15 protein-coding genes are annotated in these 18,916 nt (G+C 64.2%); 5 read left to right on the forward strand and 10 right to left on the reverse strand.

Annotation, left to right across the window (positions count from 1 at the left end; translation table 11 throughout):
* Positions 1 to 942, reverse strand: a 942-nt coding sequence (locus tag B384_RS18935) for a ubiquitin-like domain-containing protein (RefSeq protein ID WP_192813094.1), incomplete at its 3' end; no start/stop codon positions are given.
* A gap of 252 nt (positions 943 to 1,194) precedes the next feature.
* Positions 1,195 to 2,124, reverse strand: coding sequence for a TatD family hydrolase (locus B384_RS0113460; protein ID WP_024476886.1), 930 nt, complete (start codon positions 2,122 to 2,124; stop codon positions 1,195 to 1,197).
* Between the two features lie 262 nt (positions 2,125 to 2,386).
* Here B384_RS0113460 and B384_RS0113465 point away from each other — a divergent pair, with 262 nt between their 5' ends.
* The 3 genes from B384_RS0113465 to B384_RS18945 all read left to right on the forward strand — a co-directional run bounded on the left by B384_RS0113465 (position 2,387) and on the right by B384_RS18945 (position 7,260).
* Entirely contained in the window at positions 2,387 to 3,355 is a 969-nt protein-coding gene (locus tag B384_RS0113465; protein ID WP_237715316.1) for an AAA family ATPase, read from the forward strand.
* A 528-nt stretch (positions 3,356 to 3,883) separates the two neighbouring features.
* On the forward strand, positions 3,884 to 4,927 hold the full coding sequence (locus B384_RS18940; RefSeq protein WP_156809104.1) for a DUF58 domain-containing protein: 1,044 nt from the start codon (positions 3,884 to 3,886) through the stop codon (positions 4,925 to 4,927).
* Positions 4,924 to 7,260: a transglutaminase TgpA family protein gene (locus B384_RS18945; RefSeq protein ID WP_116778942.1), complete on the forward strand. Its 2,337-nt coding sequence runs from the start codon at positions 4,924 to 4,926 to the stop codon at positions 7,258 to 7,260. The genes B384_RS18940 and B384_RS18945 overlap by 4 nt, the downstream gene beginning before the upstream one ends.
* Positions 7,261 to 7,279: 19 nt before the next feature.
* On the opposite strand, the gene B384_RS0113480 is transcribed toward B384_RS18945, so the two are convergent.
* Together B384_RS0113480 and rsmI are read right to left on the reverse strand one after the other, a co-directional pair.
* Entirely contained in the window at positions 7,280 to 8,761 is a 1,482-nt protein-coding gene (locus tag B384_RS0113480; RefSeq protein ID WP_019483628.1) for an NAD-dependent succinate-semialdehyde dehydrogenase, read from the reverse strand.
* A gap of 205 nt (positions 8,762 to 8,966) precedes the next feature.
* Positions 8,967 to 9,869: a 16S rRNA (cytidine(1402)-2'-O)-methyltransferase gene (rsmI, locus tag B384_RS0113485; protein WP_116778952.1), complete on the reverse strand. Its 903-nt coding sequence runs from the start codon at positions 9,867 to 9,869 to the stop codon at positions 8,967 to 8,969.
* A gap of 251 nt (positions 9,870 to 10,120) precedes the next feature.
* On the opposite strand from rsmI, the gene B384_RS0113490 reads away from it, so the two are divergent.
* A complete protein-coding gene (locus B384_RS0113490; protein WP_019483630.1) occupies positions 10,121 to 11,641 on the forward strand; it encodes a phospholipid carrier-dependent glycosyltransferase in 1,521 nt (506 codons plus the stop codon).
* A gap of 153 nt (positions 11,642 to 11,794) precedes the next feature.
* On the opposite strand, the gene B384_RS0113495 is transcribed toward B384_RS0113490, so the two are convergent.
* Both B384_RS0113495 and B384_RS0113500 read right to left on the reverse strand, forming a co-directional pair.
* A complete protein-coding gene (locus tag B384_RS0113495) occupies positions 11,795 to 12,955 on the reverse strand; it encodes a TIGR01906 family membrane protein (RefSeq protein ID WP_019483631.1) in 1,161 nt (386 codons plus the stop codon).
* Between the two features lie 127 nt (positions 12,956 to 13,082).
* Positions 13,083 to 14,075 carry a stage II sporulation protein M gene (locus B384_RS0113500; protein WP_019483632.1) on the reverse strand — a complete coding sequence of 331 codons (993 nt, stop codon included), beginning with the start codon at positions 14,073 to 14,075 and terminating at the stop codon, positions 13,083 to 13,085.
* Between the two features lie 81 nt (positions 14,076 to 14,156).
* On the opposite strand from B384_RS0113500, the gene B384_RS0113505 reads away from it, so the two are divergent.
* Positions 14,157 to 14,960 (forward strand): RDD family protein, encoded by an 804-nt coding sequence (locus B384_RS0113505; protein WP_019483633.1) that lies wholly within the window; start codon positions 14,157 to 14,159, stop codon positions 14,958 to 14,960.
* Positions 14,961 to 14,988: 28 nt separating this feature from the next.
* Here B384_RS0113505 and B384_RS0113510 read toward each other — a convergent pair whose 3' ends face one another.
* The 4 genes from B384_RS0113510 to B384_RS0113525 all read right to left on the reverse strand — a co-directional run bounded on the left by B384_RS0113510 (position 14,989) and on the right by B384_RS0113525 (position 18,597).
* A complete protein-coding gene (locus tag B384_RS0113510) occupies positions 14,989 to 16,269 on the reverse strand; it encodes a L,D-transpeptidase (RefSeq protein WP_026041190.1) in 1,281 nt (426 codons plus the stop codon).
* Positions 16,270 to 16,379: 110 nt separating this feature from the next.
* Positions 16,380 to 17,870: an adenosylhomocysteinase gene (gene ahcY / locus B384_RS0113515; protein WP_019483635.1), complete on the reverse strand. Its 1,491-nt coding sequence runs from the start codon at positions 17,868 to 17,870 to the stop codon at positions 16,380 to 16,382.
* Between the two features lie 38 nt (positions 17,871 to 17,908).
* Positions 17,909 to 18,133 carry a Trm112 family protein gene (locus tag B384_RS0113520; RefSeq protein WP_019483636.1) on the reverse strand — a complete coding sequence of 75 codons (225 nt, stop codon included), beginning with the start codon at positions 18,131 to 18,133 and terminating at the stop codon, positions 17,909 to 17,911.
* Between the two features lie 80 nt (positions 18,134 to 18,213).
* The gene (locus B384_RS0113525) at positions 18,214 to 18,597 is read right to left on the reverse strand and encodes a DUF3499 domain-containing protein (protein ID WP_024476376.1); all 384 of its coding nucleotides are present in this window, start codon (positions 18,595 to 18,597) and stop codon (positions 18,214 to 18,216) included.
* Positions 18,598 to 18,916: the final 319 nt, after the last annotated feature.

Here is an 18,916-nt window from a genome sequence, read left to right on the forward strand (position 1 = left end):
GGGGCCGCTTGATCCGGCGGGCTCAGGCTCATCCGCAGGTGCCGACACCTCCACGCGCTCCGGCTCCGGCTCCGGTTTGGTCTCGGGCTCTGGTTCTGGCTTCGGCTCCCGCGTGCCGATGGCAAGTAGTTCAGTCACGGGTTCGAGGGTGACTTTATCGCTGAGGAGTTCGCGATTCTCCTCCCGACCGTCGATCACCACGGCAGTGAAGATTTTGGTCCGCTCGCCGTCGACACCGGCCCTGGTAACGCGCTGCTCGCCCACATCGAGCGTGTCGTCGTGGACCTCGTCGGTGGTGAAACTGATGCTTTCGGTGACGGTCTCGCGGTGGTCGCTGTCGACTCGGGTGATTTTCAGCCCAAGGCCGTCGACGAGGGAGGAGGTGACCGGAACGCTGACCCGATCCTCGTCACCGAGAACAATTTCCGCTTCGTCGAACAGGTCCTGAACCGATTTTACGGTGGATGTATGGGTTGCCGTCGAACCATCGACGGTCACGGTCACGCTTTTGGGGGTCGAGATTTCCAGTTCGGAGCTGAGCGTAGTCAGGCGGGTTTCGAGGTCAGCTGAAATTGCTGAGGAATCGGCGACCCCCAGCTCGTTGACTACGTCCCCTACCGTCGATCCGGTGGTGTGAACAACGGTGTCCGCTCCGTTGAGTACGACGTCGATCGCCGTGGCCCTGGTGATCTGGATGGCCGAACCATCCTCGACGGCTGCCGCCAGCGAAGGGGTGACCTGGTCGTTCTCGGTAACGACGACGTTGGAGTTGGCTAGCACTTCGCCGACGGTTCCGCCAAAGGTCTGAACGGTACTTGCCTGGCCGTCGATGTTGAGGACTATCGACTTGTTGTTGCCAACAAAGGCGACGAGTCCAAGCACCAGACACATCATGACTATCCCCTGGCCGGCTGTCTTGATCCAACGATTTCTGCTCGCCACAAAGTCCCTTACGGTCGACTTCATCCGGGCACGGGGGAAACACGGCAGTAAATTGGCACACCGGTGGCCCGGGTACGTCACTGCCGTGAAGGCATGCACTAGTGGCGGGAGATCTGGTCGCCCGAACGGCAGCGACCAGCCAATCCCGCAAAAGAACTGTATTAGACGGAAAGCCTTCCCCGACCCCGGCTAATAAATGCTCACCGTAACCGAAATGAGATAAACGGGCAAGTCGGGCCAGTCCCACACTGGTTAGCCGAGCTCCCACTCTCCATACACCCGCCGGGTGTTATCTGCGATCGACTGGCACAGTGTCGCCAGGTCGGCGTCAAGCACATCCGCCATCCCTCTGACCGTGTAGGGCACCAGATACGGTGCGTTTGGCCGGCCGCGGAACGGGTGCGGCGTCAGGAACGGAGCGTCAGTTTCGGTCAGCACCAGCGCCGGATCGGCAATACGCAGCGCTTCCCTGAGATTGTCTGCATTTTTGAAGGTCACCGTCCCGGCGAAGGACATGTACCACCCGGCGTCGTTGCAGATTCTGGCGAGATCGGCGCCACCGGAGAAGCAATGGAAGACCACCCGGTCCGGCGCACCCTCACTGCGAAGGGTGGAAACGACGTCGTCGTGTGCGTCCCGGTCATGGATCTGGAGCGTGAGATCCAGCCGTTTGGCGATATCGAGGTGCCGTCGAAAAGAATATTGCTGGCTGTCGATCCCCGCAGCGGGAGTCCGGTAGTAGTCCAGGCCGGTCTCCCCAATGGCCCGCACCCGGGGATGAGTAGCCAATTCTTCGATTTCCGCGAGCGCGGCGTCGAGGCCTCCGCGCTCCGCGAGCAGCGGGGCATCGTTGGGGTGAATCGCTACCGCCCCCAGCAGGCGGGGTTCCTGATCGATGGCCTGAACAGTGAATCGTGATGACTCGAGATCGCACCCCACCTGCACTGCGCCGCACACGCCCACAGCGGCAGCAGCATCAAGAGCTGCTGCGACGCTGACCAACGGGAGACCGCTGCGGAAGTCCAGGTGGGTGTGATTGTCCATCACCGGCACCGGCAAGGGTTCGGGCGCTGGCGGGTAGCTCCGCTTGTCTTCGCGACCGGCACCAACCGGAGCGTCGCCGTCGGCGGTTGGACTGGGTGAGACGGGGCGGTAGGCCGGAGGAATAGCTGTAGAAGGCATAGTCCAACCCTAGCCACCGGCACATTGGCTGAGGAACTTATCTCCACGACACCAAGTTGTCCTAGTAATCTGTAACAAAGCAGTTGCTGCGTACTCCACGGACCGAACAACCGCCGGGGTGACTGACCAGGGCTGGCCGACTCAACTGCACGTTGGCGTGCAGTGTACGCGGAAGGTTCGCATGGACGCCCACAACCAGTACGTCTCACCCAATGGCAGGACCGGGAGGGAGGACTCCCCCACCTTGGGCGATGCTCCAGCGATGACCGCGCAGCGTTTCGACGAAACCGCTGGCCAGATCCTGGGATCGATCAACACGGTTATTGACGGCAAGCCCGCCGCGGCGCGGCTGGCGCTGACCGTGTTGCTGGCCCAGGGTCATCTGTTGCTGGAGGACGTGCCCGGAGTGGGTAAAACCATGTTGGCGAAAACACTGGCCCGCACCATCGATTGCTCAGTCAACCGGATCCAGTTCACGCCGGACCTGCTGCCGTCCGATGTCTCTGGGGTGTCGATCTATAACCAGGACACCCACCGGTTCGAGTTCCGGCGGGGTCCCGTTTTCGCCAACATCGTGATCGGTGACGAGATCAACCGCGCCTCAGCGAAGACACAGTCAGCCCTCCTCGAATGTATGGAAGAGCACCAGGTCACTGTTGATGGTGGGACTTACCGGCTGGGTGAACCCTTCATGGTGGTGGCAACCCAGAATCCGATCGAGATGGAGGGGACCTACCCGTTGCCCGAGGCGCAACGGGACCGGTTTATGGCCCGTATCTCAATGGGCTACCCGGACCGCAGCGCCGAATTGCAGATGCTTCAGAACCACCAGTCCATCTCTCCGCTGGAAGCGGTCCGTCCCGTGGCGAATGTGGCGGACGTTGCCGCGATGATGGAACAGGTGCGCCGGGTCTATGTCTCTCCCACGGTGCGCGATTACACGGTGGCGATCGGTCAGGCGACCCGGGACCATCACTTGCTGCGGCTTGGCGCCAGCCCGCGCGCACTCCTGCAGTTGCTCCGTGCTGCCAAGGCCGGCGCTGCATTGGAGAGCAGGGATTTTGTGCTGCCCGATGACATTGCTGCCGTCGCTGAACCAGTGTTATCCCACCGGTTGATCCTGGACCGCAAGGCACTGAGCGCGGGAGAAACCCCCCAGAGCGTGGTGGCGGGCATCCTGTCGAAGGTTCCAGTGGAACGCACGACGGCGAACTCCTACCTTCGCGCATAGGCGGCGGGATGCAACTGCTCGCCAGACTGCCGTCCCGGGTCCTTACGCCGCGTGGTTGGGGACTGGTGATCGCGGGGGTGACTGCACTCCTGTTCGCACAGTTCCTCGGCCGCCGGGACCTGCTGTACCTTGGCGTGCTGCTGATCTGCCTCCCGCTCCTGTCGGTCCTGATGCTGCGCCTGATCAAACCCCGCTTCACGGTCGAGCGGAAGTTCGCCCCGCAGACCATGGAGACGGGCTTCACCTCGACCGTCACCCTGTCGGTCGCAGCGAGCGGCCCGGTCAGCGGGAGCATGGTGATGCAGGAAATGTTGCCCGCCCGGTTCGGTGAGTCCCCCGAGTTCCACTACCCGTCCCGTCTTCCAACCCGGGGCGCCAGCGTGTACGAGTATCGTCTGCGCTCCTCCGGCCGGGGCGTGTTCGACGTCGGACCGGTCACCGCCGCCTTTACCGATCCCTTTGGGCTCGGCACCTCACTCCATACCCTGGGCGGCACCGACCGGCTGGNNGGTGGTCACCCCCGCCCCGGTGGAGCTGCCCCATTCGCCGTTGACCGGCGCCCGGGGCGCCGATGGTTTCGCTGCAACCCGACGCAACGCCAACCCCAGCGACGACGACATCATGACCCGCGAGTATCGGCCCGGCGATCCGATGCGCCGGGTCCACTGGGCAGCGACCGCACGACACAATGAGTTGATGGTGCGCCAGGAAGAGTCGGTCACCACGCCCGAGGCCACCCTCATCCTCGAACAACGCCAGATCAGGTACAGCTCAGGGGTGATCGGCGCATTCGGTGCCGACCTGGAGGATGATGGCACGTCGCTGCGATCTGCTCCGGGCTTCGAATGGGCGGTCATCGCTGCGATGTCCATCACCGCGCACCTGCTCGAACGCAACTATGCCCTGCGGTTTGTGGATGAGACCGGCGCCCCAGCCCTGCAATCGTCGGTGTCCGCTCCATGGCCGGAGGACGAGGAACACGCAGGACAGACGGGGATCCATAACGTTGCGGAGGGGCTGGCCGCTCTGGAGCTCTTCCCCGATCTGTCCAAACGGACTACTAGCCGGCGGCACTCGCGGCGCAGCCCATCGCCCGTCAACACCGGCACAGCACCGTCTGCACGACGTCAGCCGTTTGGTGACCCAATGATGGACAAGCTCGCCTCCTACCGGAACCGCGGCCCCCTGATCGCTATCCTTGGCGCCATCACCGTCGCCGAGGCACGGGACCTGGCCGCTGCCACCGAGTACGGGTCCACCTCGTTTGCAATTCTGGTCGCTGACCGGCCCCAGGACCTGCATCCGGTAATGGAAATCCTGCGTGCTGCCGGCTGGCACGCGGTGGCGGTGTCGCCCTCCGCCGATCTGGCAGCTGCCTGGACCTACTTCGACTCCCCTGTCGGGGCCAGCGCATCAACAGCAAAGACCACTGTCGGGGCTGGCGCTGTCGGGGCTAACACTGTCGGGGCTGGCGCTGTCGGGGCTCACACTGTCGGGGCTGGCACTATTAAAGCTGACACGGTGCGGGGCGCGGTCCGCTCCACGACCACATCGCCTGGCGGCCAACCGTGACCTCTACCTTGCCCCGCCCCGCGCTTTCGCCGCAGCGGTTGGCGCCGCAAACCGGTCGACGGTTTCGGACCGACCAGCGGCATTGGGTCTCGACGGCAGCAGTATTTGTCGCCGTCATGCTGACCTCCCTGAACCTGAATTCGGTGGTGCTGGGTTGGACCTGGCTTAACCCGGTGGCATTCACCGTTGGCGGTGTGCTGCTGGTCATGGGTGTTGCCAGAAGCATCCGTCTACCGGGTGCGCTGGTCCCGGTCGCTGGAATCCTGGCCCTCGTGGGATCGCTGGTCTGGCAGTTCTTCCCCACCCAGAACGTCTTCGGGGTCTTCCCCGGCGAAGGCTCGGCCGGGCGGCTGGCGGTCCTGTTGAATCATGCCGAGAACACGGTGGTGTCACAGGTGGCGCCGGTATTGCCCGGGACCGGTATTTTCATGGTCATCTGCGCGGGGCTGGGTCTGATCGCGATTCTCACCGACACGCTGGCCACCACCCTCAGAATGCCCGCCATCAGCGGTCTGGCGTTGCTCGCCGTCCTGGTGATTCCCGCCGTCGTGCGGCAACAAAGTGTTGGAATTCCCGGGTTCGTGGCGGCGGTGGTGGGTTTCCTTCTGATCCTCGGCTGCGTCCAGTGGCGGGACAGCCAGCAGGCAGCCGGTCCGTCCCACGATGCCTCGGGCGGCCGGCTGGCCCGCGGGTTGTCGATCGGCGCCGCGGCCCTGGCGGTCACGGTGCTGGTCCCCTTGGCCATTCCGGGATTCAATGTGGGGGCGTTCCCCCAGGGTGCCAAGGTCAATTTGTGGGGTACCGCCACCGGGCTAAATCCGGTCGTGACCCTGGGAAATGATCTACGGAATCCCACTGGCTACGGCCAGATTACCTATGCCACCGACTCCCCGGATGCGCTCTACCTCCGGGCTGTCACCCTCGAGGACTTCGACGGACAGCGGTGGGAACCGGACCAGCGGTACGGCCTCAGGGAACCCGGGGTGGAGAACATGGGAACCGACGAGGTGAGAGCTTCCATCGACACCGGAGTAGTCACCACCACCCGGATCACCACTAATTCGTTCACCAGCCCCTGGCTCCTCGCCCCCTATGCTCCGGTGGGTTTCTCCAACCTTTCGGGCCGCTGGTCCTGGGATCCGCTGAACCTCAGCGTGATTGCCACCGATAACGGGTCCACCGCCCAGCAACAGTACGACGTCCGCAGCGCTGAGCCGGAACTTTCCCGCGAGGTGCTGGAGGATATTGGCCCGGTCCCCGAGGGGGCTGTCGACGCCCAGTTTCTGGCCCTGCCGGACACCACTCCCGGGATCATCAGGGACACGGCCGCGGAGCTGACCGACGACATCGCCAACCCCTATCAGCAGGCTCTGGCCATCCAGAACTATCTGCGGGGACCAGCCTTCACCTATTCGGTCGACGCCCCGGTCGACGGCGGGTATGACGGGAACAGCCTCGACGTCGTTGCCCGTTTCCTCGAATCCCGGTCCGGGTACTGCGTCCACTATGCCGGTGCAATGGCGGTGATGGCCCGTCTGGCGGGCATTCCCAGCAGAGTGGCTGTCGGCTATGCGCCCGGCGATGCGACCGGAGGATCGGTGCAGGGCCCCGACGGGCTTGAGCTGACCGAGTTTACGGTGACCTCCCAGGACGCCCATGCGTGGCCTGAGCTCTATTTCGACGGCGTCGGCTGGGTGAAATTCGAGCCCACACCCTCCCGCGGCGTGGTTCCCGACTACGCGCAGACGGCCTTTGCCCCCGGATCGCCGGTGCCGAATACCGACGACCTGACGCCGGGGGGCAATCCGCCGCTCGAACCGGGCACGCCAGTGGATCCCCCGATGGGCGCCGACGGCCAGCCTGCCGGAGAAGCCGATCCTGACCGGGCGAGGGAGACCTCGGCTCTGATCACAGCGGCACTGGTGGTCGCTGCACTCCTGCTCATCGTGCCGTTCCTGTTGCGCACCCTGCGCAGCCGGAATCGCCGTCGCAAGTTCAACGCGGCCGTAGGATCCAGGGGGGCAGCAACACTGGCCTGGGCCGAAGCCACCGACCTTGCGGCCGACTATGGCCACCCTGCGCTGCCCACCGACACCCCCCGAACCTTCGCTACCCGGCTAGCGGCCAGCACCAGGATTGATGATGCGGCGGCGACCGCCCTGGCTCGGCTCAGCTGCGCCTACGAGACTGAGGAGTACGCCCACCCGGACCACCTCGTGCACGCCGGGTGGGAGGACATCGAGTCCGTCGTCCGGTCCCTCCGGGAACGCAGCAGCCGCACCGTGCGGTTCAGGGCTCGGTGGCTGCCCAGGTCCCTCTCCAACGACTCCTGACCATGACCTCAGCGAGTCGTCAGGAAGCGGTGGGGTCAGCGATGCCGACGTACTGGGTGTAGAGGTACTCCTCGATCCCCTCGGAACCACCCTCACGGCCCAGCCCGGACTGCTTCACTCCCCCAAACGGCGCCGCGGCGTTGGACACCACGCCAGCGTTCAGGCCGAGCATCCCGACGTCGAGCCGCTCACCGATGCGCAAGCTGCGGTTCAGATCGCGGGTGAACACATAGGCAACCAGTCCGTACTCGGTGTCATTGGCTAGCCGGACTGCCTCGTCCTCCGAGGCGAAGGTGATGATTGGCGCGACGGGACCGAAGATCTCTTCCTGCAGGATCCGCGATCCCGGTGCCACATCGGTCAGGACGGTCGCCTGGTAGAAGTACCCTGGGCCGTCCACCGGCGCGCCACCGACGAGGCAGGTGGCTCCGTCGTCGAGTGCTGAAGTGACCAGTTCGTGCACCTTGGTGCGGCTCTTCTCATCGATGAGCGGGCCGAGCGTCGAGGTTTCCTCGGTGCCGCGGGACGTTTCGAGCGTCTTCATCTTCGCAGCGAACTTCTCGGCGAACTCAGCCGCCACCGATTCGTGGACGATGAACCGGTTGGCTGCGGTGCAGGCTTCTCCCATGTTGCGAAGCTTCGCGAGCATCGCGCCCGCCACTGCGGCGTCGACGTCAGCGTCTTCGAAGACCACGAATGGGGCGTTGCCGCCGAGCTCCATCGACGTGCGCAGCACGTTCTTCGCCGCTGCGGCCAGCAGGTTGCGGCCCACCGGGGTCGACCCGGTGAAGGACAGCTTGCGGAGGCGGCTGTCGTCGATCAGCGGCCCGGTGACGCCCTGGGCGTCGGAGGTGTGGACAACGTTGAGCACGCCCTTGGGCAGGCCAGCCTCTTCGAGAACTGCGGCGAACAACGACGACGTGAGCGGTGTCAGGTTGGCGGGCTTGAGCACCATGGTGCAGCCGGCGGCGATGGCCGGCGCGATTTTGCGGGTAGCCATCGCCAGCGGGAAGTTCCACGGCGTAATCAACAGGCACGGACCGACGGGCTTCTTGTTCACCAGGATCCGGGTCTTGCCGTCGGGTGAGGTGGAGTACCGGCCCGTCGCGCGCACCGCTTCCTCAGAGAACCAGCGCAGGAATTCCGCGCCGTAGGTCACTTCGCCGCGTGCCTCTGCGAGGGGCTTCCCCATTTCCATGGTCATCAAGAGCGCGAAGTCATCCGCGCGGGCGGTAACCAGCTCAAAGGCACGCCGCAGGATTTCACCCCGTTCACGGGGGGCGGTACGAGCCCAGCTCTCCTGCGCGGCGGCGGCCGCGTCCAGGGCCGCCATGCCATCGGCGGGGCTGGCGTCAGCGATGGTTTTGAGGATCTTCCCGGTGGCCGGATCCTCGATGTCGAAGGTCTTCCCGGTCGAGGCGTCCCGCCAGCTACCGCCAATCAGCAGGCCGGTGGGAACCTGGGCCAAAAGTTCCTGCTCACGCTGGGTGGTAACTGCCATAGTCGGTGCCTCCAAGAGGGTTTGCGGGGTGGGAATCGCGAGAAATCGGCGCGTTGGCCGTCCAGCACCACGCTAGACCCGGGATTGGAGGCCTGTCCATGCCAGCCTGCACGGCGTCACCCGTCCTGCGCTGTCCAGATGCACAACGATATCCAGGTGGGTAGCGGCAGACCCCGGTCATGACGCGGCGATCAGCGCGCGGCGATCAGCGCGCGGCGATCACGGCAGCGTAGAGCTCCCGCTTACTGATCCGCGATTCCTCGGCGACTGCCGCCACGGCATCCTTCAACCGGATCCCCTCATCCACCAGAGCGGCTACTGCGGCCACCCGGTCCGCCGGGTTGGCGGGTGCGGCCGGTGGTGCGCCACCGACGACGACGGCGATCTCGCCCCTGACCTCAGTGGTTTCCGCCCAGTCCAGCAGCTCAGCTAGTGGGCCCCTGAGCACCTGCTCATAACGTTTGGTGAGCTCCCGCGCCACCGCCGCCGGGCGGTCCGCCCCCAGGACCTGGTGCAGCGACCTCAACATCACCTCGAGGCGGTGGGGTGCCTCGAAGAACACCATGGTCCGCCGTTCGTCAGCGAGCTCAGCCAGGCGCGAGTTCCGCTCCCCCGTCTTGCGCGGCAAGAATCCTTCAAAACAGAATCGGTCCGTCGGGAGCCCTGACAGGGCAAGCGCGGTCAGCACTGCTGACGGGCCCGGAGCCATGGTGACCTCGACGCCGTCGGCAATCGCGGCCTCCACCAGCCGATACCCGGGATCGGAAACTGACGGCATCCCGGCGTCGGTGACCATGAGCAGGGTCTTTCCGCCCGCCACCTGTTCCAGCAATTCAGCCGTCCGGGCCACCTCGTTGTGCTCGTGATAGCTGACAATCCTGCCCTGCACCCTGATCTCAAGTGCCCTCAGCAGCCGTTGCAGCCGCCTGGTGTCCTCGGCGGCGACAATGTCAGCAGTTTGCAGCAGCGAGACCAGACGTGCTGACGCGTCGTTCGCGTTCCCGATCGGGGTTGCGGCAAGGACAATCCGGCCGCCGTCGGGAGTGCCCTGTGCGGCGAAATCCGCCGCTGTCTCGAATTCTTCGGATGCGTCCTCGTCAGAGGAGATCGCGTCGGATTCCAGGGGCGAAGCGTCGCTATCATCGTGGGTGTTGCCAGTGGTATTCACCGTTCCAGCGTAGACCCGCAGCGCCAGCGCCGCTGGCCCACCCTGGCGGTAGCATAAGCAAGGTGAGCCATACCGCCGTTTCCCCGCCGTCGGCTGCCGGGGTTCCGGCGGCTCACGGCTGGGTTCACTCTCCGCGCACCGCCTATGACGCGGTGGTGCTGCGACGTCGGCTACTCGGCGAGCGCCTCCCGATGGGAATTCTTGCGTGGCTCCTACCGCTGACCGTCATGGTGATCGGTGGGTTGCTCCGGTTCGTCAGACTTGGCGAACCTGAGACCCTGGTCTTCGACGAAACGTACTACGTCAAGGACGCCTACTCCTACCTGCTGTCCGGGTACGAGCGGGAATGGCCCGAGGACCCCGACGCCGACTTCAACAGCGGCAATACCGGGGTCATCCTGGGCACCCCCGACTATGTGGTGCATCCACCGGTGGGCAAGTGGATGATCGCCATGGGGATGCTCCTTTTCGGTAGTGATAACCCGCTTGGCTGGCGTTTCTCCGCCGCTGTGGTGGGCACGCTGTCCATACTTTTCATCGCTCTCATCGCTCAGCGGCTTTTCGGTTCCCCGATCCTCGGTGCAGCTGCCGGCTTGCTCACCGCCGTCGACGGGCATCACCTGGTGCATTCCCGGACGTCACTCCTTGATGTGTTCCTGATGTTCTGGCTGGTGGTAGCGTTTGGCGCGCTGCTGCTGGACCGGGACCACGCACGCCGGAAACTAGCGGCGAAGCTGTCGGTGCTGGCGGCTGCGGCCCCGGGCGGCGCTCGACCGTCGGCCGCCGACTTGCTGTACGGTCCGTGGCTCGGGCTGCGACCCTGGCGGATTGTGGCTGGTCTCAGTCTTGGCCTGGCCCTGGGCACCAAGTGGTCAGCAATCCCGTATATCGCGGTGTTCGGCCTGATGACCGTGCTCTGGGACATGAACGCCCGCAGGGTTGTCGGGGTGCAGCGGTGGATTACCGGCGCTGTCCTAAGGGACGGGGTTCAGGCTTTTACCTCACTCGTACCGCTCGCTGCCCTGACCTATCTGGCCACGTGGACCGGTTGGTTCCTGTCCTCCGACGCGTACAACCGCCAGTGGGCAGCAGACCACCCAGCCCCAGCGTGGGAGTGGCTCCCGGCGTCGATCCGGTCGCTCGCCGACTACCACCGGGCGGCGTATACCTTCCATGAGGGTCTCGGCTCCGAACACCCGTACGAGTCCACTCCCTGGTCCTGGTTGGTGATGGGCCGACCAGTGTCCTTCTACTACAAGGGTGATTTGGGTGTCGACCAGGGGTGCGCAGTCGAGGCTTGCTCCCGTGCGGTAACTTCAGTAGGCAACCCACTGATCTGGTGGTCCGCGGCAATCGCCCTCATCGTGCTGATCTTCTTCTGGGTGGGACGGCGGGATTGGCGCGCTGGCGCTATCCTCGCCGGTGTCGCGGCAGGGTATCTGCCATGGTTCCTCTACCCGGAACGGACCACCTTCTTTTTCTACGCCATCGCCTTTCAGCCCTTCCTCATCCTGGCCCTCGTCTACTGCCTGGGCCTGATCCTCGGCCGTTCCTGGGCCCCTCCCGCGCGCCGCCGGACGGGCCTGATGCTGGTCGGCGGGTTCGTGGCGGCGGCCGTGCTGCTCTCCGCCTATTTCCTGCCGATCTGGACGGCCGAGCTCATCCCCTATGACCAGTGGCGGCTTCGCATGTGGATGCCCAGCTGGATCTGATCCTCATCAAGGGGCTGATTGCGTGTGGCGTTCAGCCCGCGCCGTTCCGGCCTCGAACCCGTCAACCTCCGCCAAACCGCTGAAGGGTTAGCTCTGGCGACCTGGGGAACCACCAGCCCACCACATCTCGCTTCTCAGCGGTGGACTGGCTCGCTAGAGCGCCAACGAATCCAGGCGACGCTGCTGGGCGGCCTCACCTGCGAGCCGCGACCTGTCGCGTCGGCCCTTTGTGGGCCAGGTGAGCACGAGGGTGACCACCGTGACGATGAGGACGAGCGCCGCGACGGTGATTGCTGCGTCCATCCAGAACTGTGCCGGGAAGAGCCGGATAAGGGTGTCGTCGGCCCTGAAGGTCCAGGTGCCGTCGGCGAAGAACAGGGCGTGGACCTGGGTGAAGAAGGTCTGCCAGCCGAGGATGGCAGTCACGGTGAGTGCAATCATCAGGATCAGGGTTGTGAGGGCCCCGGCGAACAGGCCTCTGCGGACACCGCCGGGATAGGTGCGCGCCAGGTACCAGCAGGCGGCGATGGTGAAGACGAACATCGCGAGCGCGACGGCGAAGCTGATCACCAGGACCACCTTGACGTCGAGCATGTGCCCCACCTCGCTGTCCAGGAAAAGCTGGTCGCCGTCGGAATTGACCAGCTCTCCGAGGTAGCGCGGCGACGCCCAGTTGAGGATGTAGTCGACGGTGTACGACCCATAGGTCATTCGGTCGTCGGTGCTGAAGCCGAAGCTGTCGGCCGGGAAGCCCGGCCGGTGGTACTCCACCCAGAGGAAGAGAGGTGAGGTGACCGCCCGGATCGCCGCCGCGAGGAGCATGATCGGGAAGAACCCGGCGATCAGGACCTGGAATACCCGCGCCATGACGGGTTTGCTGGTGAATGCTTCATCCCGTTCGGCGGCCCGACGTTTCGCTTCTTCCTCAGACGGACGGGCCGACAGAGCCGCAGTGTCAGGCGCGGGATCGTCGACGGTACCGCTGGTCGCGGAGCTGCTGGACTCAGGCTGGTCCGACACGGAGCTCCTGGGCGCGGGGCTGTCACCGACTGAATCACTGGCCGGCTCCGGGTCGCTCTGTTCGGCAGTTGCTGCCGCAGCGGGGCCTGTCACACCTGCACCCTTGGCCGGCTCCGTGTCGTCGAAGCGGCTGAGATCCGGCATCGTGCTCGCCCTGCGCATCGGTAGTGAACTCCGTTGAGCAATGACCGATTCACCAGCCGGTTCCACCGGAATCGCTGTCGTCGCCGGGGCGGACTCCCCGGCTGGCACGTCAGCTTCAGTGTGCTGCTTGGTCTCGTCGTTTTCAGCCACTGGGTTATCTCCTAGAAATTGCGCAAGTACTTACGAACGAGCGTACCGCCGCGCCCCTCGGATCCTGTGGAGGCCGGTCCGACGTCGGGCAGCTGACCAAAGTCCTGGACCTGCCAGCACCAACAAATCAGGCAGTGCGAACCGTTTCGCCCCGGTCAAGGCTCGAAAGATCCCCGGTATATCCGGCATTCACCGCCCGGCGTCCCAGCAGCAGCGTATAGGCCCAGTAGCTGGCGAACACCAGGAACCCAATGCTGATCCGCAGCCAGGCGGGGAGCGGGCTGGGCGTAACGAACCCCTCCACCAGCCCGGAAATGAAAAGAACGAGCACCAGGCCAAGCGCAACGGTGATGAGCGATCGGCCTTCCTCCGCGAGCGCGTTGGCCCTGGTCCTGGACCCCGGCGACACCCAGGACCAGAAGATGCGCAACCCTGCCGCGGCTGCGATGAAGATGGCCGTCAGCTCCATAAAGCCGTGGGGCAGGATGTAGATGAAGAACGTGTCCAATTCACCGTAGGCAGCCATGGTGCCACCAGCCATGCCGACGCCCTGGGCATTCTGATACAGGATCCACGGCCCCCAGACGCCAGTCACCCCGAAGGCCACCGCCTGCAACGCAATCCAGGCGTTGTTGGTCCACACGAGGCCCGCGAAGGATGCCGCAGGGTTCTCGAAGTAGTAGTTGACGAAATCTTCCTGGACGTACTGCTCAGCGAACTCGTCGCCGCCCATCGCCGCGATGACTCCCGGGGTATTAGCCACCCAGGCACCGTACAGCCAGGCCACCCCGATGAAGAGCACGCCGACGACGACGGTCAGCCACCGCACCCGGTAGAAGGCCGCGGGGAGGGAGACGACGAAGAAACCTGCGACGTCTTCCATAAAGTTGGAGCGGGCGCCGGTGAATCGGGTCCGAGCTCGGGACAGCCGCATTGACAAGGCGCCCGACAGGGCACTCTCGGGGGCGATTGACCTGATCATCGACAGGTGGGTCGAGGTGCGTTGATAGAGCACCAGCAGTTCATCGGCCTCGGCCCCCGACAGCTTCCGCCGGCGGACCAGCTCATCAAGCCGCTCCCAATCCGGGCGGTTCACCTCAACGAAAGCATCAACGTCCACCCTTTCAGCTTAGCCGGGCCGCGGCCGATAAGCTTCAGGATGAAGGGCCCACCGGGGCCCGGTCGACCAGGGAGATGTGCAATGAGTTCGGTGGTGACAGGTGAGGCAGTAGTCCTGGAGTTGCGGCCCGCGTCCTTCGGCGCACGCAGCATCAGCCTGCTCATCGACATCATCGCCCAGGCCCTTCTGGCCCTGGCGATCATTCTGGGAGTCAGCGGCACCTTGGGGGGTTCGCTTGACCCAGCGTTGAGCCAGGCGCTGGTCCTGGTCCTGGTCATCTTCGTCGTGCTCGTGGTCCCGGTGACCATCGAGACCCTGACCAGGGGCAAATCGCTGGGCCGACTGGTCATGGGGCTGAGGATAGTGCGCGACGACGGCGGCGCCATCCGATTCCGGCATGCCTTCATTCGCGGGATGCTCGCCGTCCTCGAAATCTACCTGCTGGTGGGTTCCCTGGCATTCCTGGTAGCGGTGTTCAATGAGCGCTCGAAGCGGCTGGGTGACCTGCTGGCGGGCACCTACTCCATGCATGAACGGGTGGTGGAGAAACCCCGGACCCGGGCTGTAACTCCCCCGCATCTCGCGGGCTGGCTTGCCACCGCGGATCTTCTTCAACTTCCGGATCCCCTGGCACGGCGGGTAGCGGCATTCATCGGCCAGGCACCCCGCCTTACCCTGATGGCGCGACAGACGCTGGCAACCGAGCTGGCAACCGAGGTGTCCGTTTACGTCGCTCCGCTACCCCCCGCAGGCACCCACCCCGAGGACTTCCTCAACGCGGTCCTCGCCGAACGTCGGGAGCGGGACCTCGGAAGGCTGATGCGGCAGCGTGCACGCACCGCCAAGGCTGCCGAGCGGCTACACCGGCTGCCGTTCAGCCAGTAATCCGTCAGGCGTGCTAGGACCCCGATGGTTATGGCTGGTTGCTGTATTCACTCCAGGGGGTGTTCCAGTCGCCGAAGCCGTCCCAGATGAACATCGGGCCGTAGCCGGTGTTCTTGATCTGAACGACGTCACCTGGGCCGAAGGTGTCGTAGAAGTACTTGGCTCCCTCAGGAGACATTCCGATGCACCCGTGGGAGACGTTGATGTTACCCAGTGCGACCTGGGCGGCCGGCAACGCTTCGTGCACGAAAGCACCGCCGTTGGAGATCCGGCTTGCATGATTGACGACTGTGGGCTCATAGTAGGCGTCGTCCCCGGGCTCCAGCCCAATTGACTCGGCGGTGAATTTAGTGGATTCATACTGCTCCATCACCACGTGGTAGCCGATCGTCGACGGCCAGTCCTCCGTTCCGAGAGTGATGGGGAAGCTTCGGGTCAGGGCCCCATCAATATAGACGTCCATCATCTTGGTCTCGTTGTCGACGACCGCCAGTTTGGTGTTGTGGGTATTGATGGTCATCTGGTTATCAAAGTTACCGATCATGCCGTTGCCGTAGTCCACCCCAAACAGATTCATGTCGACGGTGATGGTGCTGTTGGGTGCCCAGAACTCTTCGGCGCGGTAACGCACTTTGGTGTCGCTGAGCCAATGGAAGGCCCCGGCCTGGCCGCTGGAGCTCGTAATGGTGATCGCTGACTCCACGTCGTCACGATTAATCACCGGCTCGCTGAAGTTGATCTCGATTGGCTGGCCCGTTCCCACGGTGGTGCCATCCAACGGGTAGATACCCGCATCGGCTTCGTTGGCGGGCATCACGGTAGTGAAGCTTTGCGATTCGGTGGCTGTATTCCCAGCGGCGTCGGCCAGCACAAAGTCGAAGTCGTAGGTGGTGGCGAACTCGAGTCGCTCGCTGGCCGTCCACACCGAATCGCCGTCGCTGAGTGTGCCTTCAACTGGCTGCCCGCCGTCTGCTGAACGGAGCGTCACGCTTTCGATGACCGCGTTTTCAACCCGGATTTCGGGCACCGCGATCGGATTGACCTCTTCGGCGTTATCGGCGGGAGTCGCCCCGAACTCAAATGCTGTCGCCACCGTGGGTGTTGGGGACGGCGTCGCCTCGGGCACGGTGGCGTTCGGTGAGGAGGTTGCGTTCGGTGAGGAGGTTGCGGCTGGCACGTTTTCGGTCCCGGCCCAGTTGGGGGCGACAGCTACTGCGGCGCCGACGGCGATCAGGACAGCCGTCACCGCCACCCCACCGATGACCCACCCTTTTCGGCTCCTGCTCATACCCTGCTGATCTTCAGTCATCTTGTCCTACCCACAATCCTGCTGAAAAATGGCCACCCCACCACCGATTTTACGGTGTGGGGCAGCCATTTTTGGCCAAGCTCTAGGTCACAGCCACGTCAAGCCAGCGGCTAGTAGCGGTAGTGATCCGATTTGTAAGGACCCGATGCCTCGATGTCGAGGTATTCTGCCTGGCTTTTAGTGAGCTCCGTTAGCTCGACGCCGATCGCGTCGAGGTGCAGCCGGGCCACCTTCTCATCGAGGATCTTGGGCAGGACATACACCTGGTTGGCGTACTCGCGGTTTCCCTCGAGATCGTTTTGCTTCCATTTGGTGAACAGTTCGATCTGGGCGATGGTCTGGTTGGCGAACGAGTTGCTCATCACGAAGGAGGGATGCCCGGTGGCATTGCCCAGATTCAGCAGCCTGCCCTCGGACAGCATGATGATGGTGTGCTCGGCCGCGCCGGTCGCCTCATCGGCCGGGAAGACCCATTCGTGCACCTGAGGCTTGATCTCGACCTTGCGGATGCCGGGGGTTTTCGCCAGACCCGCAATGTCGATCTCGTTGTCGAAGTGGCCAATGTTTCCAACGATGGCCTGGTGCTTCATTCCGGCCATGTGGTGCGCCATGATGACGTCCTTGTTGCCGGTCGTGGTGATGAAAATGTCACCCTGTGCCAGCACCGTCTCGAGCCGGGCCACTTGGTATCCGTCCATCGCGGCCTGAAGCGCGCAGATCGGGTCGATCTCGGTGACGATGACTCGTCCACCCTGGCCACGGAGTGCCTCAGCGGCACCCTTTCCAACGTCTCCGTACCCGCACACGACGACGACCTTTCCTCCGATGAGGACGTCGGTCGCACGGTTGAGACCGTCGGGTAGGGAATGCCGAATGCCGTACTTGTTGTCGAACTTGGATTTAGTGACCGAGTCGTTGACGTTGATGGCCGGGAACAGCAGCTTGTCCTGCTGTGCCAGCTGGTAAAGCCGCATCACGCCAGTGGTGGTCTCTTCCGTCACACCCTTGATGTCTGCTGCGATCCGGGTCCATTTCTGCGGGTCATCGGCGAGGGTGCCGCGCAGGACGTCCAGGACGACCGAGAATTCGTGGGAGTAGTCAATGTCATCCTCGGACGGTCCGGCGGGAACCTCACCGACTGCCTCGAACTCAACGCCCTTGTGCACCAGCAGTGTGGCGTCGCCGCCGTCATCGAGGATCATATTGGGGCCTTGCTCGCCCGGCCAGCTGAGGATCTGGGTGGTGGTCCACCAGTACTCCTCGAGGGTCTCGTTTTTCCAGGCGAAGACCGGTACCCCGGCGGGCTGGTCTGCTGTGCCCGAGCCAACGACTATCGCCGCGGCAGCTTCGTCCTGGGTGGAGAAAATGTTGCACGAGGCCCACCGGACCTCGGCGCCGAGCGCGGTGAGGGTTTCAATGAGCACTGCGGTCTGAACCGTCATGTGCAGGGAGCCGGCGATGCGTGCGCCTTTGAGCGGCTGGCTGTCACCGAATTCACGGCGCAAAGCCATGAGTCCTGGCATTTCATGCTCGGCCAGGCGGATCTGGTGGCGCCCCGCTTCGGCGAGTGAGAGGTCGGCAACTTTGAAGTCAAAGGTCATGGTGTGGCGCATTCCTGTTCGTTGGTGCTGCACTGGGACTAATTTGCGACTGGCCCGTCGTGCTCGTCGGAGCCGGCCTCGGTGGCTGCTACTAGTAGTTCGGGGCGGAGGAGCACAGGGATGCCCTCGTCGATGCTGTATTGCACCGGGTTTCCTGTGCTGTCGGTCACAGAGGAAACCAGGAACTCCCCTTCTTCAACCAGCGCTGAACCAGTGACGGGACAGCGGACCACAGCAAGCAGATCAGGCGATATGGGGCTCATGAAACAAGCTTATCGCGGGCGTGGCGGAGGCAGAACCGTGATTTGCCCCGGGACCGCCTCGGCTTCTGTCCGCGAGGATTCTACTGTTCGCGGAGGATGCGCAGGTGCCCGCGTCGTGCGCCGGCTGCGCCAGCGGGTGGTTCAAGGGTTCCCTTGTTGCCGCGGATCACGGGGCCAGTGTCCTGGTTGCGGTCGGTGGCAGCTTCACGGACGGCGTTGACGAGGGCAACGAGGTCGTCGGGGTGGGGTTCCTGCGGCGTCGATGGCAGGGCGAGTCTGACTACTTCCCAGCCCCGGGGAACGGTCAGTCGTTCGGCGTGGGAGGTACACAGATCGTAACAATGGGGTTCAGCGTAGGTGGCCAGTGGACCAAGGACCGCGGTGGAATCGGAGTACACGAAGGTGAGCGTCGCGACGGCGGCGCGCTCACAGGCAGAGCGTGAACAAGTTCGAAGGGATCCCACGACTAGTCAGCCTACCCGCTCGGCCTTTCAAAGGCGGGGATCATGGCGCAGGTCAGCGCGGCGTTGACTCGGCTCAACGGACCCGCTGCGTCCCATTCCGATCCTGTTTTAGGCACCGCTCGTATTTAAGGGCCCGGTTGGCCCACCAAAACCTTGCATTGGGGCCCAATGGGTTTACAGTCAGTACATGCGGGACAGTTCAACATTCTCTGTGCAGTTGACCGACCCAGACGACGCCAAAGGGTCCGCCCATCGCGGCCCGAGTTTCAGCCGACGTCGGAGAAACAGACACGGCCGGGGCCTTCGCGGGCCGATGATC

The sequence above is a fragment of the Arthrobacter sp. TB 23 genome, assembly GCF_000294595.1.
Taxonomy (GTDB): Bacteria; Actinomycetota; Actinomycetes; order Actinomycetales; family Micrococcaceae; genus Arthrobacter_D.

Excerpts from the sequence above, each read along its gene's own strand:
- B384_RS0113505 (WP_019483633.1), top strand. The coding sequence starts at position 14,157 with ATGAGTTCGGTGGTGACAGGTGAGGCAGTAGTCCTGGAGTTGCGGCCC.
- ahcY (WP_019483635.1), bottom strand. The coding sequence starts at position 17,870 with ATGACCTTTGACTTCAAAGTTGCCGACCTCTCACTCGCCGAAGCGGGG.
- B384_RS0113465 (WP_237715316.1), top strand. The coding sequence starts at position 2,387 with ATGACCGCGCAGCGTTTCGACGAAACCGCTGGCCAGATCCTGGGATCG.
- B384_RS0113510 (WP_026041190.1), bottom strand. The coding sequence starts at position 16,269 with ATGACTGAAGATCAGCAGGGTATGAGCAGGAGCCGAAAAGGGTGGGTC.
- B384_RS0113480 (WP_019483628.1), bottom strand. The coding sequence starts at position 8,761 with ATGGCAGTTACCACCCAGCGTGAGCAGGAACTTTTGGCCCAGGTTCCC.
- B384_RS0113520 (WP_019483636.1), bottom strand. The coding sequence starts at position 18,133 with ATGAGCCCCATATCGCCTGATCTGCTTGCTGTGGTCCGCTGTCCCGTC.
- B384_RS0113460 (WP_024476886.1), bottom strand. The coding sequence starts at position 2,124 with ATGCCTTCTACAGCTATTCCTCCGGCCTACCGCCCCGTCTCACCCAGT.
- B384_RS0113490 (WP_019483630.1), top strand. The coding sequence starts at position 10,121 with ATGGGAATTCTTGCGTGGCTCCTACCGCTGACCGTCATGGTGATCGGT.